This is a genomic window from Nonomuraea spiralis, assembly GCF_014648435.1.
Classification (GTDB): domain Bacteria; phylum Actinomycetota; class Actinomycetes; order Streptosporangiales; family Streptosporangiaceae; genus Nonomuraea; species Nonomuraea spiralis.
The window spans coordinates 145696-159032 of sequence record NZ_BMRC01000015.1 but is presented as its reverse complement, the minus strand read 5'-3'; the positions used below and the strand labels follow the sequence as shown (position 1 = coordinate 159032).

Genomic DNA, 13337 nt, shown 5'->3' with positions numbered 1-13337 from the left:
CCGGGGTCAGCCCGAACGCTCCCATGATCGTTCATGTACGCGGGTCAGGGCGCTCCGGGTCCGATTCGGAGTCGGCGGGTGGCTGCTCGACCGGGAAGAAGATCGGGCTGAGCAGGTGTTGTGTGCGGTCCGGCGTCGGCTGGTTGGCCAACAGGGGCAGAATCACGCGACGGAACTCGATGATCATCTTTTCCAGCTCGCCGCGGGTGAGCCAGATGGCGTGCTGCCGGTAGCCGACGAGGTCCGCCACCGGGTCGGCCTCCTCGTGGTCGAGGTAGGCGTTGAATTCGGCGACCAGGACGGCCATCGAGGTGGCGAAGGCACGCCGGTGGTCGTCGGGCGTCATGGCCGTGAGCACATCGGCGTCGAGGACGGCTCGGTCGTGGCGTAGCCGGTAGCGGCGCTCCACCGCGCCGCGCACCCGCCTCTCGCCAGCCACTTCCAGGATTCCGCCGGCGGCGAGCAGGTCGACGTGCCGATAGACCATGGCCTTCGAAGTGTCGGGGATACGCGCGCACAGCTGGCCGGTGGTGAGTTCCCGCTCTCCGCGCATGGCGTGCACGATCCGCAGTCGTACCGGATGCGCCAGCAGCTCCAAAGTGTCCACGATCCAACAGTCTCATGCTGTGCTACCGTTCGCAAAACAGTAGAAAGGATGGGGTTGGGATGACCACGGAAACGGATCCGGCGGCGATCGCCACGGCGATCGTCGAGATGGCGCGGAGCGGACGCTTCGCGGACATTGAGACGTTGTTCGCTCCGCGGCTGCGAGCGGCGGTCTCCGCCGAGACGCTTCAGGTCGCCTGGGAGAGCCAGCTCTCCAGGATCGGGACGATCTCCGCGATCGGGACGCCGGTCAGCGAGCCGGCCCCTGACGGCTGGGTGACCGCAACGGGGAAGGCCGAGCTGGTCAAGGTGAGCGTCCCGGTGACGTACGAACGTGGCGGGCTGACGGTGGTCATGGCGGTCGACGAGACCGGTCTGCTGCAGGACCTGCGGCTCGCACCTCCGCTCGCCGAGCCGTGGACACCACCCCCGTACGCCCGCCGCAAGAGATTCGACGAGCACGAGGTCACCGTGGGCGCCGGCGCGCTGGCCGTACCCGGCACGTTGAGCCTGCCGCGCGGGCGCGGCCCGTGGCCCGCGGTGGTGCTGCTCAGCGGCGGCGGACCGTTCGACCGGGACGCCACCAGCGGCCCCAACAAACCCCTCAAGGACCTGGCCTGGGGGCTGGCCGGCCGCGGCGTGGCGGTGCTGCGCTTCGACAAGGTCACCCACACCCACGCCGCCGAGGTGGCGGCGGACCGGGGCTTCACGATGAGCGACGAGTACGTCCCGCACGCCGTCGCGGCCATCCGCCTGCTCCAGGGCCACCCTGCCGTCGACGCCGCGCGGGTGTTCGTCGCGGGTCACAGCATGGGCGGCAAGGTCGCCCCGCGGGTCGCCGCCGCCGAGCCGTCGGTGGCCGGACTGGTGCTCCTGGCCGGTGACACCCAGCCCATGCATCAGGCCGCCGTCCGCGTCGTCCGCCATCTCGCCTCGCTCGACCCCGGCGCGCAGGCCGCGGTCGAGGCGATCACGCGGCAGGCCGCACGTGTCGACAGCCCTCAGCTGTCGGCCGAGACACCCGCCGCGGAGCTGCCGTTCGGGTTCTCCGGGGCGTACTGGCTCGACCTGCGTGGCTACGACCCGGTCGCGACCGCGGCCGCGCTGGACAAGCCGATGCTCATCCTGCAGGGCGGCCGCGACTACCAGGTGACCGTCGCCGACGACCTCGCGGGCTGGCAGGCAGGACTCGACCACCGTACGGACGTCACCATCCGCGTCTACGACGCCGACGACCACCTGTTCTTCCCCGGCTCAGGCCCGTCCACCCCCGCGGACTACGACAGGCCCCAGCACGTGGACGCGGCCGTGGTCACCGACATCGCCGACTGGCTGGCATCGCGGCAACCGGCGATCGCCCGGCTCCTGTCGCCCTTCAAACGCTGACCACCCCCCTCGCAGGAAAGGCACGGCAGTGATCGACGAAACCGCCTCCTCCCCCGCGCATCGGCGCGCTGCTGGAGCTGGAACAGCTACTGCTGCCCGAGGTACGCGAGACCTTGTCCCGACCCAGGTATGTCGATCAGATCGAGTGCTTCGCCTCACCGGCCGACATCTGCCACGCCTACGCGGGTCTGCACTCAGCTTCCGCGAAGGCCCACCTCGCGTTGGGCGCCACCGTCCACTACTGACAAACAGACGCTGACGATGGCGCCGGGGTCATTTCTCCACCCCGGTGCTCATGATGCCGCGCACGAACGTGCGCTGGAAGCAGATGAAGAGGATCACCGGTACGGCGATCGTCATCATGGCGCCGGCCTGGATGTAGGCGGGTTTCGTCGAGTACAGGCCGTTGAAGGCGGCCAGGCCCACCTGCAGCGGCTGGAGTTCGGGCCGGCCGGACAGGTAGATGAGCGGGGTGAAGTAGTCGTTCCAGGTGTAGACGAAGTTGAACAGGGTGACGGCGGTGATCGCCGGCCACGCCTGCGGCACGATCACCGAACGCAACGTGCGCAGCGGTCCGGCACCGTCGATCGCGGCCGCTTCGTCCATCTCGCGCGGGATGGTCAGGAAGTACTGCCGTAGCAGAAAGACGCTGTAGGCGTTGGCGAAGAAGGTCGGCACGAGCAGCGGCAGCCAGGTGCCGACCCACCCGATCTGCGCGAAGATCGCGTATGTCGGGATCATCGTCACCGCGGCGGGCAGGAAGATCGTGGCGATGAGCAGGGTGAACAGCGGTCCGCGGCCGGGGAAGCGGAAGCGGGCGAAGCCGTAGGCGACCAGCGTGCACGACAGAACGGTCCCGATCGTGCTGATCACCGCCAGTGCGATGGTGTTGAACAGCAGCCGGGGGAAGTCGATGAGTTTCCAGACCGCGGCGTAGTTCGACCATTGCGGCGCCAGGGTCCAGCTGGGTTCGAGGGTGCGCCAGGAGCCGCGCCAGGTGACGGTTCCCTGCTCGGGCGCCGCCGGGTCGACGAACTCGCTCTCGGCGCGCCCCTTCTTCACCAGGGCGAGTTCGCGGACCGCGCCGTCGAGCGGCACCTGGTACACGTCGTACCGCCGGCCCTCGTGGGTGAAGGTGCGCGGGTCGGACGGCAGCAGCGGCGCGTGCGCCTGGCTGACCTGACGTTCGCTCTTCAGCGACGACAGCGTCATCTGGACGAGAGGCGACAGGAACGCCGCGACGATGCCGAACATCACGATCGTCATCAGCGCTGCCCGGATGCGGCGGGCCGCGTACGGGGTCACCGGGTCACCTTTCACTCGTGTAGTGGACCCAGCGCCTGGACAGCCGGAACAGCACCAGGGTCACGACGAGGGTGATGACGAACAGCAGCCACGCCAGCGTCGAGCCGTAGGACATCTCCTGATAGGTGAAGAAGGTCTGGTACAGGTAGAGGTTGAAGAAGCGGGTCGCGCCGCCGGGGTCGCCGCTGCCGTCGAAGAGCACCAGCGGGACGAGGAAGTACTGCATGACCTCGACGACCGCGAGGATCATCGTGTAGAAGATCACCGGTGACATCATCGGGATCGTCACGTGCCACAACTGGCGCCACCATCCGGCGCCGTCGAGCCGGGCGGCGTCGTACAACTCGGTGGGGATGCCGCGCAGCCCCGCCAGGTTGATGATGATGCCCGAGCCCAACCCCCACAGGCCGATCATGACGAGCCCCGGGATCACCCAGGCGGGGTCGCTCAGCCAGCTCGGCGGGTCGCCCACGCCGAGCAGGCGCAGCGCGGTGTTGATCCATCCGTCGTCGACCAGCATGTTCTGCCAGATCAGCGCGCCGGCCACGAACGGCACCACGTACGGCATGAACAGCAGCACCCGCAACAGCCCGGCGCCGCGCACGTACTTGCTGTTGACCGCGACCGCGAGCAGGAACGGCAAGGCGATGACCAGCGGCAGCCAGAGCAGGGCGAAGCGGGCGGTCACCCACAACGAGGCCCACGCCTGCTGGTCGGCGAAGAGCCGCTGGTAGTTCGCCAGGCCGACGAACATGAGCGGCTCCTGCTCGGCCAGCGAGATGTTGAGGAAGGTGAAGACGAACGTGGCCGCCATCGGAAGCGCCGTGAACGCGAGGAACCCGATGATCCACGGAAGGACGAACAGGAATCCGTACCGGGCCTCCCGGCGGGCCACCCGGGACATCGGCTCGCCTCTCATGAGCGGTTCCACGCCGCCTGGATCTCCTCGCGCATCTCCTTGAGCTGGGCGTTCATGTCGAGCCCGCCCTTGGTCATCCAGCGGCTCCGGTAGGTGCCGAGAATGGTGAGCGTCTGGTTGTACTTGGGCGTGTACGACTCCGAGTGCGGGTTGTCGGCGAACGCCACGCTGTCCTTGACGACCTGCCAGTCGACCTTGTTGGTGAACTGCCCGGCCAGCTTGGCGAAGAAGGCGTCCTGGTAGGCGGTGCGGGCGGGCATCGCGCCGTACGCGGAGAGCAGTTCCTGGGCGGCCGGGCCGACCAGGTACGTCAGGAACTCGAAGGCCTCGGCGGGGTGCTTGCTGCCGGCCAGGATCCGGAAGGTGTCCGCGCTGGTGGGTGAGGTGGTCCTGCCGTCGTACGAGGGCATCGCGGCCAGGTCCCAGTCGTCGCCGGCGCCGGCCACGCCGTAGGTGGACCACAGGAAGTTGACGCTCATCGCGACGTGCCCGGAGAAGAAGGCGGCGCCGTCCCCGTTGAACTGCTCGGAGTCGAAGACGGGGCCGGTCATGATGAACCGGTCCTTCCACATGCCGTCGTAGAAGAAGCGCCAGGCGTCGGCCCAGGCGTCGGGGATCTTCACGGTCTTGCCGTCGCCCGTGTCCAGTGATCCGGCGGCGAAGGCGGCGCCCTGGTAGCGCAGGTCGTCGCGGGCCGGCTCGAAGCCGTACTGCACGATCTCGCCGGGGTTGAATCCCGCCTGGGTGGCGTCTTTCCCGTTCTTGTCGACGGTGAGCCTGAGGGCCAGGTCCCTGAGCGTGTCGTAGTTCCACTCGCTCTGGCGGCCGTCGGGCCAGGTGTACTTCTCGCCGTACTTGTGCGGCGGCTCGGCCAGACCGGCCTCCTCGAACATGTCGGCCTTGTAGTACAGGGTCGACGGGTAGATCGCGAACGGGATTCCCTCCTGCACGGAGCCGATCCGGTAGAGGTCGGCGCTGCCCTTGGCGTACGGGCTGAGGTCGAAGCCGCTGGACTTGATGAGGGGAGCCAGATCGAGCCACTGGCCGTGGAAGGCGGCGGCGCCGCCGACACCGACGGGACCGGCGAGGTCGGGCCCGTTGCCGGAGGCGATCTGGGTGGCGAGCGTGTCGCGGGCGGAGTTGTACGGGACGACCTCGAGCTTCACCCTGATCCTGCGCTGGGCGGCGTGGAACTTTTCGATCACCTTCTGCTGCGCCTTGACCTGTTCGGCCTGCTCGCCGGTCCCGAGACAGCAGTACCAGCGCAGCTCCACCGCCGCGGCGTCACCGCTCGGCGGGGAGGCGGATCCGCAGGCGGCCAGTGCCACGGCTAAGACGATCGCGACCAGGGCGCGCGACAACCGATTCACATGTCTCTCCCGATGCTGGGGTCTGGGGGGCGAGCGATGGAGAGTTCGAAGGAGAGGCGGGCGCGGTCGCCTCTCACGTAACTGCGGGTGAATTCGATGGGCTCGTCGCCGGGGCCGAAGGCGATCCCCTCGACGAGCATGGCGGGGCGTTCCACCGGCTGGTCGAGCAGGCGGGCCTCGTGGGCGCGCAGCCGTACCGGCTCGATGACCTCGCGGGCGCGTACGATCCTGGCCCCGTAGTGCTCGGCCAGCAGGCTGTAGAGGGAGTTGCGTTCGAGGTCATGGTCGAGCAGCCCGGCGAAGCGGTCGGCCGGCAGGTAGACCTGCTCCAGGATCAGCGGCTCGCCGTTGGCGATGCGCAGGCGCTCAAGGTAGACGACCCGCGCGCCGTCGGCCAGGGCCAGTGCGGCGGCGACCATCTCCCCCGGCCTCTCGATCCCGGACCCGACCAGCCTGGTGTCCGGGTCCATGCCGTGCATGTGCATGAGGTCGGCGAAGCTCTGGCTGGTGCCCATGTCGACCTCCAGCCGGGAATGCAGGACGAACGTGCCGCGTCCGCGGGTGCGTTCCAGGCGGCCTTCGCGGGCCAGTTCGGCCAGGGCCCGCCGTACGGGGATGAGGCTGCATCCGTAGCGGCGGGCCAGCTCTCTTTCCGGCGGCAAGCGGTCTCCCGCCAGCCATTCCCCCTCGTCCAGCGCGGCGCTCAGGTCCAGGTAGACCTGGTGGTGGAGGGGAATCGGACCGGCCTCAAGCCGATAGCGCACCATCGGGTGTTCGCTTTCTTCCGGAATCTGCCAAGCAGTTGTTTGATGACAATGTTGTCAGCAACACTGATCACAGCCGCTACCTCTGTCAAGCTCCGTCAAGGCGGCCCCCCCCCGTAGCAGAGGCAGGTACAAGGCGTGACGAAGTCACCCCGAACCCGACCGGCGCCCTGGCGAGTGGCGCTGACCTTCGACGTCGAGCACGGCGACCGGCCCGCCCACCCGGACGGCACCCGGCACGTGCTCGAAACGCTCACCGAGCGCGAGGCCGTGGGGACCATGTTCGTCCAAGGGCGCTGGGCCCAGGCGAACCCCTCGCTGGCCGAGGACCTGGCCGCCCGCGGTCACCTGATCGGCAACCACTCCCATCACCACGCGCCGATGAGCTGGCTGTCGCCCAAGGCCTTCAAGCAGGACGTACAGCTCGCCGAACGCGCCATCCGCCGCGCCACCGGCCACGACCCGCGTCCCTGGTTCCGCTGCCCGTTCGGCGACGGCAGCGAGGATCCGGCCATCCGGTCCGCACTGGACCGGCTCGGCTACCAGGAGACGAGCTGGCACGTGGACCCGTTCGACTGGCGCGGCAAGGCCACCGGACCGAGCGTCGCCCGCCTGATCATCGAGCAGGCCACCGCGCACGGCGACGGCGCCGTGGTGCTGCTCCATCCATGGACCAAGGCCACCGGCCGTGCTCTGCCGCTGGTCATCGACGGGCTGCGCGCGGCCGGTGCCCGCTTCGTTCGCATGGACGAACTTGCATGAACTGCCCACGCGCGAGCGCGGGCCGCGGGCAGACCGTACACCTTGGGAGGGACCGATGAGGTCGTTGTTCGTGGAGTTCACGAAACCGGGCGAGGTGCGAGTGGCGCGCGAGGACGTCACCCCTCCGGGCTCCGGCGAAGTGTTGTGCCGCACCACGCTGTCACTGATCAGCCCCGGCACCGAGCTGGCCTGCCTGCGTGGCGAGTTCGACCCGGACACCAACTGGGAGGAGTGGGTGCGTTACCCGTTCCGGCCCGGGTACAGCATGGCCGGGATCGTGGAGGCGGTCGGCGAAGGCGTCACGACGTTGCGGCCCGGCGACCGCGTGCAGAGCTACGCGCCCCACCAGGAACTGGTCACACTAACCGAGCGCGAGGTCCGGCTGCTGCCCGGCAGCGTGACGGACGAGGAGGCGGTGTGGGTCCCCCTCGTCGTCACCGCGGCGGCGGGCACCGCCAGAGCCGCGATCACCCTGGGCGAGACCGTCGTGGTCCTGGGACTCGGCCCGGTGGGTCAGCTGGTCGTCCAGTACGCGGTCGCGCAGGGAGCCTCGCGCGTCGTCGCCGTCGACACCGACGACAGGCGGCTCGACCTGGCGCGAGCGAGCGGCGCGAGCGACCTGCTCGCGGCCACCGCCGCCGACGCCCGCGCCGCCGTCGCCGACCTGACCGGCGGCCGGCTCGCCGAGGTGGTCTTCGACGTCACCGGCAACCCCGCCGTGCTCTCCCAGGCGGTACGGCTGGCCCGCACGCTGGGCCGTGTCGTCCTTCTCGGCGACACGCCCACGCCGTCCCGGCAGATGCTCGGCCCCGGCGTGGTCAGCAACTCGCTGACCATCCTCGGGGCGCACGCCGACCTCGTATCCGACGACCCGTCAGCCGGCCCGCTCAACCGCGACGCGGTGACCGGGTTGTACTTCCGCCGCCTCGCCTCCGGCACGTTCCGAACCGCCGGAATGATCTCCGAACGGGTGCCCCCCATGGACGCGGCAGCCGTCTACGCACGCCTGAGAGACGGTGGCGCACCGGCCGGAGCGCTCTGCTTCGACTGGACCGACACGAAGGGAGAACAGTGACCGTCAAGATCGTGGTTGTCGCCGGCGACGCCGCCGAAGGTGTCGTTGGCGATCGCCACGCCGCCGTACCAGGGGACGTTGTCGTCGCAGCGGGACGTGAGCTGCAGCGGCTCCTGCGCGACCACCTAGACCGGGACCCCCACGTCCGGCAGCGCCTGCCGTACGAGGGACTTGTCCTTCTCCTCGACCGCCGCGGTGAGGCCGCTGCCGTCGAAGGGCATCTGGACGGCGTGGACGCGGCCACCCTTCTCGGTGCCCAAGGCGGCCTTCATCGACGGCCGCACGGCGGCGTGCGCTCATGCCCGGGTCAGCACCCGTCGGTCCGTGCTCCGGGGACGGCGGTGGCAGGGGCCGCGGGCAGGCCGGGCTGGGCCCAGAGCAGGTAGGAGACGGCACCGGCGTCCGCGGCGGAGCCGATCCAGAAGACGTCGGTCTGCTTCGGGACGGCGAGGCCGTAGTGCCCGGCGTTGGTCCTGACGCACCAGGATCGGTCCTGGGTTCCCGACTGCCAGTCCTGGAACTCGTTCGTCCAGGCCGTGGAGGGCATGGACATGCAGGCGTGCAGCGTCGGCCGGCCGTTCCCGGCGAACCGGGCGGCCGTCGCCCCGTTGACCAGCTTCGGACCTACGTCGAAGCCGAACGTCTCGACCCGGATGTCCGCCGCTCGGGCTTCGGGCGAGTCGTCCGGCGAGGTGTGGCCGGTGTCGAGGTCGAGGGAGCCGTCCAGGTCGCCGGGGACGGTGCCGCGCACCGCGACCTCGTCGCCGTTCCCGGCGTCGGTGACGGTGACCTCCGCCGCGGTGCCGCGCGGGATGATCACCTTGATCTGCCGTTCCTTGACGTAGAGGTCCACGTGCTTGAGCTGCGCGCCGTTCACGCTGACCTTGAGCTCGTGATCGGTGCCGAGCTCGAACACGCTCGTCCGCCGCTGCCCGTGGAGCGTCTGCTCGATCAGCAGCCACGTCTTGTCCTTCGGGACCGCGTGCTCGATGAGGTATCGCGCAAGGGCGTCCGCCGCGAACAGGCCGAGACTGACCGCGATCCCCGGGATCGCCTTCGGCACCACCTCAGGCAGGACGGCGAGGACGATGGGCGAATAGGCTTCGTAGACGCCGGCGATCGCCTTCGGGGCGCAGTCGCTCTGGTCGCAGCCCGAGATCAGGCCGCCGATCAGCACACAGGTGACGGCTACGGATGTTGTGTGTCGAGACATGGTTCGTCCCCCGCCGGTCGCGCGGCCCCGCTCCAGGATCGGCCTGCGTCCGCGCCCTGGCAAGAGCAGGCGGCTCCGCTGTCGAGGAGGCGTGAGCGCGCCGCTCGCGGACTCTGTCGCGCGAACCACGCGGAAGATCGTGAGAATGCAGGCATGAGTTCATCGCAGCCCCTCGCCGCCCCCGGGTCCGAGCCGGACCACCGCTATCTGCTCGACAACGCCCGGGTGGAGGCGGGCGAGCGGTTCACCTGGCTGGCCGAGCTGTTCGACGGTGTCACACGGGGGCACTTCGACCGGCTCGGAGTGAAGGCGGGCTGGCGCTGCTGGGAAGTCGGTGCCGGAGGCCCCAGCATTCCCGAGGCACTCGCCACGGCCGTCGGACCAACCGGTTACGTGCTGGCCACGGACATCAATCCGGCCTGGCTGGACCCGCACGGCCGGTACGAGGTGCTCCGGCACGACGTCGTCGGGGACCCGCCGCCGCAGCCAGGCACGTTCGACCTGGTACACGCCCGGCTCGTGCTCGTCCACGTACCCGACCGTGCCCGGGCGTTGGCGACGATGGTGGCGGCGCTGCGCCCCGGTGGCTGGCTTCTGGTGGAGGACGCCGATACCGAGTTGCAGCCGCTGGCCTGCCTCGACGAGGTCGGCCCGGCGCAGCAGCGCGCCAACCGGCTGCGGCGCGCCGTTCGGGAGTTGCTGACCCGCCGTGGCGCCGACCTGCGCTACGGCCGTACGCTGCCGCAGGCGTTGCGTACGGCCGGCCTGGTCGATGTCACGGCGGCCGGCTGCTTCCCGGTCGGCGGGGTGGCCTGCGACCGGCTGGAGACCGCGACGGTGCGCATGGTCCGCGCCGAGTTGCTCGCCGCCGGGTTGGCCGACGACGCCGAGATCGACGCGCACCTGGCCGCCGTCGATGCCGGCGAGCTCGACCTCACCCTCGCGCCGCTGATCTCGGCATGGGGACGCCGCCCGGGACAGCCCGCGGCCTCCGGACCGCGCTCAGCCGCAGGCCGGTGAACCCGGCGCAGGCCGGCGTCACGGCACCCACCGCGAGGAAGGCGCCCTCCGGCCACACCGGCTTCACCTGTTCCGCGGCAGCCGGGTGCCGTCCGTGCTCACCGCGCTCTGGACCGCCTGTTCACGCCTGCTCGCTGCCGAGCAGCCGTTCCAGCTCGGCCTGCGTCCGGTCCGGGTCGTAGCCGGGGACGGCCTCGCGCATGAGGTCGTGGGTGCGGCGCCGGCCGTCGGCGGCCGCCGCCCGTACCGCGGCGAGCGTCTCCTCGGCCAGGTCCTGGCCGCCCAGACGCAGGGCGCGCTGGTCGTAGCGCACGTCGAGGACGCGTCCGTCCGCGTCGACGGTCACCCGTACGTGGCCCGACGGCCCCTCGCCGGCGCCGATGACGGCCCGCAACTCCTCCTGCGCCGACTCCAGCCAGGCCAGCATGCGCTCGCCTCGGCGGGCGGCCTCGTCCAGCTCGCGTTCGCTGATGTTGGCGGGGTCGATCTCCGGCCCGAACACGCTCGGCCTCCTAGTAAAGGTCGTTGATTGCCTGCTCGACCCGCGCACGTACGAAGGTCTCGTCCAGAGGCGCCGGAACGGCGGCGGTGGCGTCCCGCACCCCGTCGGCGATCTCCCGCGCCTGCCGCCCGGCGTCGTCCTGCGCGGCCCGCAGCACCTCGGCGGTCTTCCTGCCGAGCGCGGCCTCGTCGAGCCGCAGCGCCCGCGGGTCGATGCGCAGGCGGGTGGGGACGCCGTGGCCGTCGGCGGACGCCTCGACCAGCCCGTCGTCGCTCTGCGCGCGGCCCTCCACCTGATCGATGGACGACCGGGCGTCGTGCAGCGCCTGGATGGCGCGGCGGCTCTGGGCGACGTACTGGTGCAGGTACTCGGCGTCGTCCTGCGGCGCTGGTGAACGCATGTCGACCTCCGGCAGTCAATCGAGTGAACGTTCAGTGTAGAGGTAAACGTCTGTGCCGGATTTGACTGGATATGCTTTCTGGACATGACGGGATTTGAGATCGCCACGGGGGCGCTGGGACGGGACGGCACGTACGTCACCGGACATGGGGCGAACTACGACGCCGCGGTCATGCGGCTGCAGCAACGAGGGAGCGGCGCCCGCACCTTCGGCGGCGAGGGACTGTTCGCCACCATCATCGCCTCCTACAACGAATGTCTGCAGACCTCGCTCGGCGCGCTGACGGGGATCGGCGGGCAGATCGCCGAGACCGGCGAAGGACTGCGTACGGTGGCGAGGAACACCCAGGCGGCGGAGAGCGCCACCATCGAGAGCTTCGAGAGCCCCGCATGGCGGTGACGCTCGACCCGCACGTGGCGGGCTTCCTCAACCTCATCGGCTTCCCCTGGCCGAACGACAACGAGGACGAGTGGCGCCTTGAGGCGGACGACTGGCGCGTCGTCCTCGCCGCGTCGTCGACCCAGGGGGCGTCGGCCGACGAGCGGATACGCGACGCGCAGCAGGTCTACCAGGGCGACTCGGCCACGCAACTGGCCAGTCATTGGAACCAGGTCGGCGACGGAGGCGGCCACATCTCCCAGGCCGCCTCCGCGGCGAAGGTCGCGCCGACCGTCCTCGACGGCACCGCGAACGTGGTCAGCGCGGTCAAGGTGGCCGTGGGCACGCAGGCCGCGTACGGACTGACCGCCGCCACCCAGGCGCTGCTGTTCGGCGGCGCGGCGGGCGGCGGCCTGCTCGCCCTCGCGCGCATGCAGATGACCCGCCACGCCGTGGGCAAGGTGGCGCTCGAAGGCGCCGAGGGCACCGCCAGGGGGCTGGCCCCGGTGCTGAGCGGCCGGGTGACCGAGACCATGCGCCGCATCATGAAGGAGATGGAGAAGCGGCCGCACGCCCGCGACGGCATGCTCCAGATCCGGCGCAGACGCGGAGGTGGAGGCGGCGGCAACAAGGGCGGGAAGGGCGGCGGCTACGACCCGAACGCCTCGGCGAGCTACGACTCCGCCGCGGGGCGCATGCACGGCAGGTTGCCCAACAGCAACGACGTCAGCAAGATGACACCGGAGCAGGCCAGACAGGCGGCGGCCGAGGTCAAGGACAGCATCCTGACGCGGAAGATGAACGAGGCCCGTCTCGGCCGGGACCCCGGACACGCCGCCCGGCTGGAGAACGAGCAGAAGCTCCTGAACGACCTTGAGCGCAAGGCCAACGAGGGGAAGTAACGCGAGATGCAGACACAGACGGGCGACGACCTGATGGCGCGCGTCCTCGCCCGCCCCATCGACGACGAGGCTCTCGGCCAGGCCGCCAACGACCTGCTCGACGAGCTGTTCGGCGGCTATCCCGTCGAGAACCTGCGCATCCTGCTGCGCAGCGGCGACGACGACGCCGTGCAGACCGGGGCCTGGCTGCTGTCGGAGCTGGGTGAGCAGGCCGCGCCGCTGCTGGACGAGGTTCCCGGCCTGCTGGCCCACGAGCGGCATCAGGTGCGGTTCCATGCCGTCGAGTTCGTGTTGCTGGCCGCGGACGAGCGGCACGCCGACCTCATCGCCCAGATCCTCACCCTGAGCCGGGCCTCCGACACCGCCATCCGGTGGAAGGTCCTGCACTTCCTGGCGATGGCCTCGACCGAACAGCTCCTGGCGGGGCTGTCACGGCTGGCCGACCCCGAGATCGGACGGCTCACGGCCGGGCTCGTCGCCTCCGACACCGAGGATCCCGACCCGGGCGAGGTCGTCGCCGCGCTGGAGGGCGACGACCCGGTGGCCCGCCTGTTCGCCGCGGCGATCGCGACGCGCATGGCCGAGGACGACGCGGCGCTGCTGCGTCTCGCCGCCAGGGTGGCTGACGAGGAGGTCAGCTCGTTCGCGCAGTGGCAGCTCATGAGGCTCCAGGAGTAGCGCCTAGACATGACCTGACATATGAGCATGGGCCTACTCATGCGCAGATTCGCCCGT

The 13337-nt window shown here is 70.3% G+C and carries 16 protein-coding genes; 7 read left to right on the top strand and 9 right to left on the bottom strand.

Going from position 1 to position 13337, the window contains the following annotated elements; translation table 11 throughout:
* Positions 1-31: 31 nt before the first annotated feature.
* The gene (locus IEZ27_RS32785) at positions 32-598 is read right to left on the bottom strand and encodes a helix-turn-helix domain-containing protein (RefSeq protein ID WP_229824562.1); all 567 of its coding nucleotides are present in this window, start codon (positions 596-598) and stop codon (positions 32-34) included.
* 68 nt (positions 599-666) lie between these two features.
* Here IEZ27_RS32785 and IEZ27_RS32780 point away from each other — a divergent pair, with 68 nt between their 5' ends.
* Entirely contained in the window at positions 667-1992 is a 1326-nt protein-coding gene (locus tag IEZ27_RS32780) for an alpha/beta hydrolase (protein WP_189650786.1), read from the top strand.
* Positions 1993-2265: 273 nt separating this feature from the next.
* Here IEZ27_RS32780 and IEZ27_RS32775 read toward each other — a convergent pair whose 3' ends face one another.
* Genes IEZ27_RS32775 through IEZ27_RS32760 form a run of 4 tightly spaced genes read right to left on the bottom strand, consistent with a single transcriptional unit; the run spans position 2266 to position 6353 of the window.
* Entirely contained in the window at positions 2266-3297 is a 1032-nt protein-coding gene (locus IEZ27_RS32775; protein WP_229824561.1) for a carbohydrate ABC transporter permease, read from the bottom strand.
* 4 nt (positions 3298-3301) lie between these two features.
* Complete coding sequence (locus IEZ27_RS32770; protein ID WP_189650785.1) at positions 3302-4228, bottom strand: carbohydrate ABC transporter permease; 927 nt, start codon at positions 4226-4228, stop codon at positions 3302-3304.
* Positions 4213-5586: an ABC transporter substrate-binding protein gene (locus tag IEZ27_RS32765; protein ID WP_189650784.1), complete on the bottom strand. Its 1374-nt coding sequence runs from the start codon at positions 5584-5586 to the stop codon at positions 4213-4215. The genes IEZ27_RS32770 and IEZ27_RS32765 overlap by 16 nt, the downstream gene beginning before the upstream one ends.
* Entirely contained in the window at positions 5583-6353 is a 771-nt protein-coding gene (locus tag IEZ27_RS32760) for a GntR family transcriptional regulator (RefSeq protein ID WP_189650783.1), read from the bottom strand. Before IEZ27_RS32760 ends, IEZ27_RS32765 begins: the two co-directional genes overlap by 4 nt.
* Before the next feature lie 135 nt (positions 6354-6488).
* On the opposite strand from IEZ27_RS32760, the gene IEZ27_RS32755 reads away from it, so the two are divergent.
* Together IEZ27_RS32755 and IEZ27_RS32750 are read left to right on the top strand one after the other, a co-directional pair.
* The gene (locus IEZ27_RS32755) at positions 6489-7112 is read left to right on the top strand and encodes a polysaccharide deacetylase family protein (protein ID WP_189650782.1); all 624 of its coding nucleotides are present in this window, start codon (positions 6489-6491) and stop codon (positions 7110-7112) included.
* 55 nt (positions 7113-7167) lie between these two features.
* A complete protein-coding gene (locus IEZ27_RS32750) occupies positions 7168-8187 on the top strand; it encodes a zinc-binding dehydrogenase (protein WP_189650781.1) in 1020 nt (339 codons plus the stop codon).
* Between the two features lie 125 nt (positions 8188-8312).
* Here IEZ27_RS32750 and IEZ27_RS55090 read toward each other — a convergent pair whose 3' ends face one another.
* Positions 8313-8447: a hypothetical protein gene (locus IEZ27_RS55090; protein WP_268246100.1), complete on the bottom strand. Its 135-nt coding sequence runs from the start codon at positions 8445-8447 to the stop codon at positions 8313-8315.
* A gap of 47 nt (positions 8448-8494) precedes the next feature.
* Complete coding sequence (locus IEZ27_RS32745) at positions 8495-9400, bottom strand: hypothetical protein (protein ID WP_189650780.1); 906 nt, start codon at positions 9398-9400, stop codon at positions 8495-8497.
* A gap of 153 nt (positions 9401-9553) precedes the next feature.
* Here IEZ27_RS32745 and IEZ27_RS32740 point away from each other — a divergent pair, with 153 nt between their 5' ends.
* A complete protein-coding gene (locus IEZ27_RS32740) occupies positions 9554-10420 on the top strand; it encodes a methyltransferase domain-containing protein (RefSeq protein ID WP_189650779.1) in 867 nt (288 codons plus the stop codon).
* Positions 10421-10541: 121 nt separating this feature from the next.
* Here the strand turns inward: IEZ27_RS32740 and IEZ27_RS32735 are convergent, their stop codons facing one another.
* Complete coding sequence (locus IEZ27_RS32735; protein WP_189650778.1) at positions 10542-10922, bottom strand: YbaB/EbfC family nucleoid-associated protein; 381 nt, start codon at positions 10920-10922, stop codon at positions 10542-10544.
* A gap of 10 nt (positions 10923-10932) precedes the next feature.
* Entirely contained in the window at positions 10933-11322 is a 390-nt protein-coding gene (locus IEZ27_RS32730; RefSeq protein WP_189650777.1) for a YbaB/EbfC family nucleoid-associated protein, read from the bottom strand.
* Between the two features lie 84 nt (positions 11323-11406).
* Here IEZ27_RS32730 and IEZ27_RS32725 point away from each other — a divergent pair, with 84 nt between their 5' ends.
* Genes IEZ27_RS32725 through IEZ27_RS32715 form a run of 3 tightly spaced genes read left to right on the top strand, consistent with a single transcriptional unit; the run spans position 11407 to position 13280 of the window.
* Positions 11407-11721, top strand: a complete 315-nt coding sequence (locus IEZ27_RS32725; RefSeq protein ID WP_185845151.1) for a hypothetical protein — start codon at positions 11407-11409, stop codon at positions 11719-11721.
* The gene (locus tag IEZ27_RS32720; protein WP_189650776.1) at positions 11712-12602 is read left to right on the top strand and encodes a WXG100-like domain-containing protein; all 891 of its coding nucleotides are present in this window, start codon (positions 11712-11714) and stop codon (positions 12600-12602) included. Before IEZ27_RS32725 ends, IEZ27_RS32720 begins: the two co-directional genes overlap by 10 nt.
* A 6-nt stretch (positions 12603-12608) precedes the next feature.
* A complete protein-coding gene (locus IEZ27_RS32715) occupies positions 12609-13280 on the top strand; it encodes a hypothetical protein (protein ID WP_189650775.1) in 672 nt (223 codons plus the stop codon).
* Positions 13281-13337: the final 57 nt, after the last annotated feature.

Coding starts and splice junctions, on each gene's coding strand:
- IEZ27_RS32725 (WP_185845151.1), top strand. CDS start 11,407: ATGACGGGATTTGAGATCGCCACGGGGGCGCTGGGACGGGACGGCACG.
- IEZ27_RS32780 (WP_189650786.1), top strand. CDS start 667: ATGACCACGGAAACGGATCCGGCGGCGATCGCCACGGCGATCGTCGAG.
- IEZ27_RS32730 (WP_189650777.1), bottom strand. CDS start 11,322: ATGCGTTCACCAGCGCCGCAGGACGACGCCGAGTACCTGCACCAGTAC.
- IEZ27_RS32760 (WP_189650783.1), bottom strand. CDS start 6,353: ATGGTGCGCTATCGGCTTGAGGCCGGTCCGATTCCCCTCCACCACCAG.
- IEZ27_RS32745 (WP_189650780.1), bottom strand. CDS start 9,400: ATGTCTCGACACACAACATCCGTAGCCGTCACCTGTGTGCTGATCGGC.
- IEZ27_RS32740 (WP_189650779.1), top strand. CDS start 9,554: ATGAGTTCATCGCAGCCCCTCGCCGCCCCCGGGTCCGAGCCGGACCAC.
- IEZ27_RS32750 (WP_189650781.1), top strand. CDS start 7,168: ATGAGGTCGTTGTTCGTGGAGTTCACGAAACCGGGCGAGGTGCGAGTG.
- IEZ27_RS32715 (WP_189650775.1), top strand. CDS start 12,609: ATGCAGACACAGACGGGCGACGACCTGATGGCGCGCGTCCTCGCCCGC.
- IEZ27_RS32720 (WP_189650776.1), top strand. CDS start 11,712: ATGGCGGTGACGCTCGACCCGCACGTGGCGGGCTTCCTCAACCTCATC.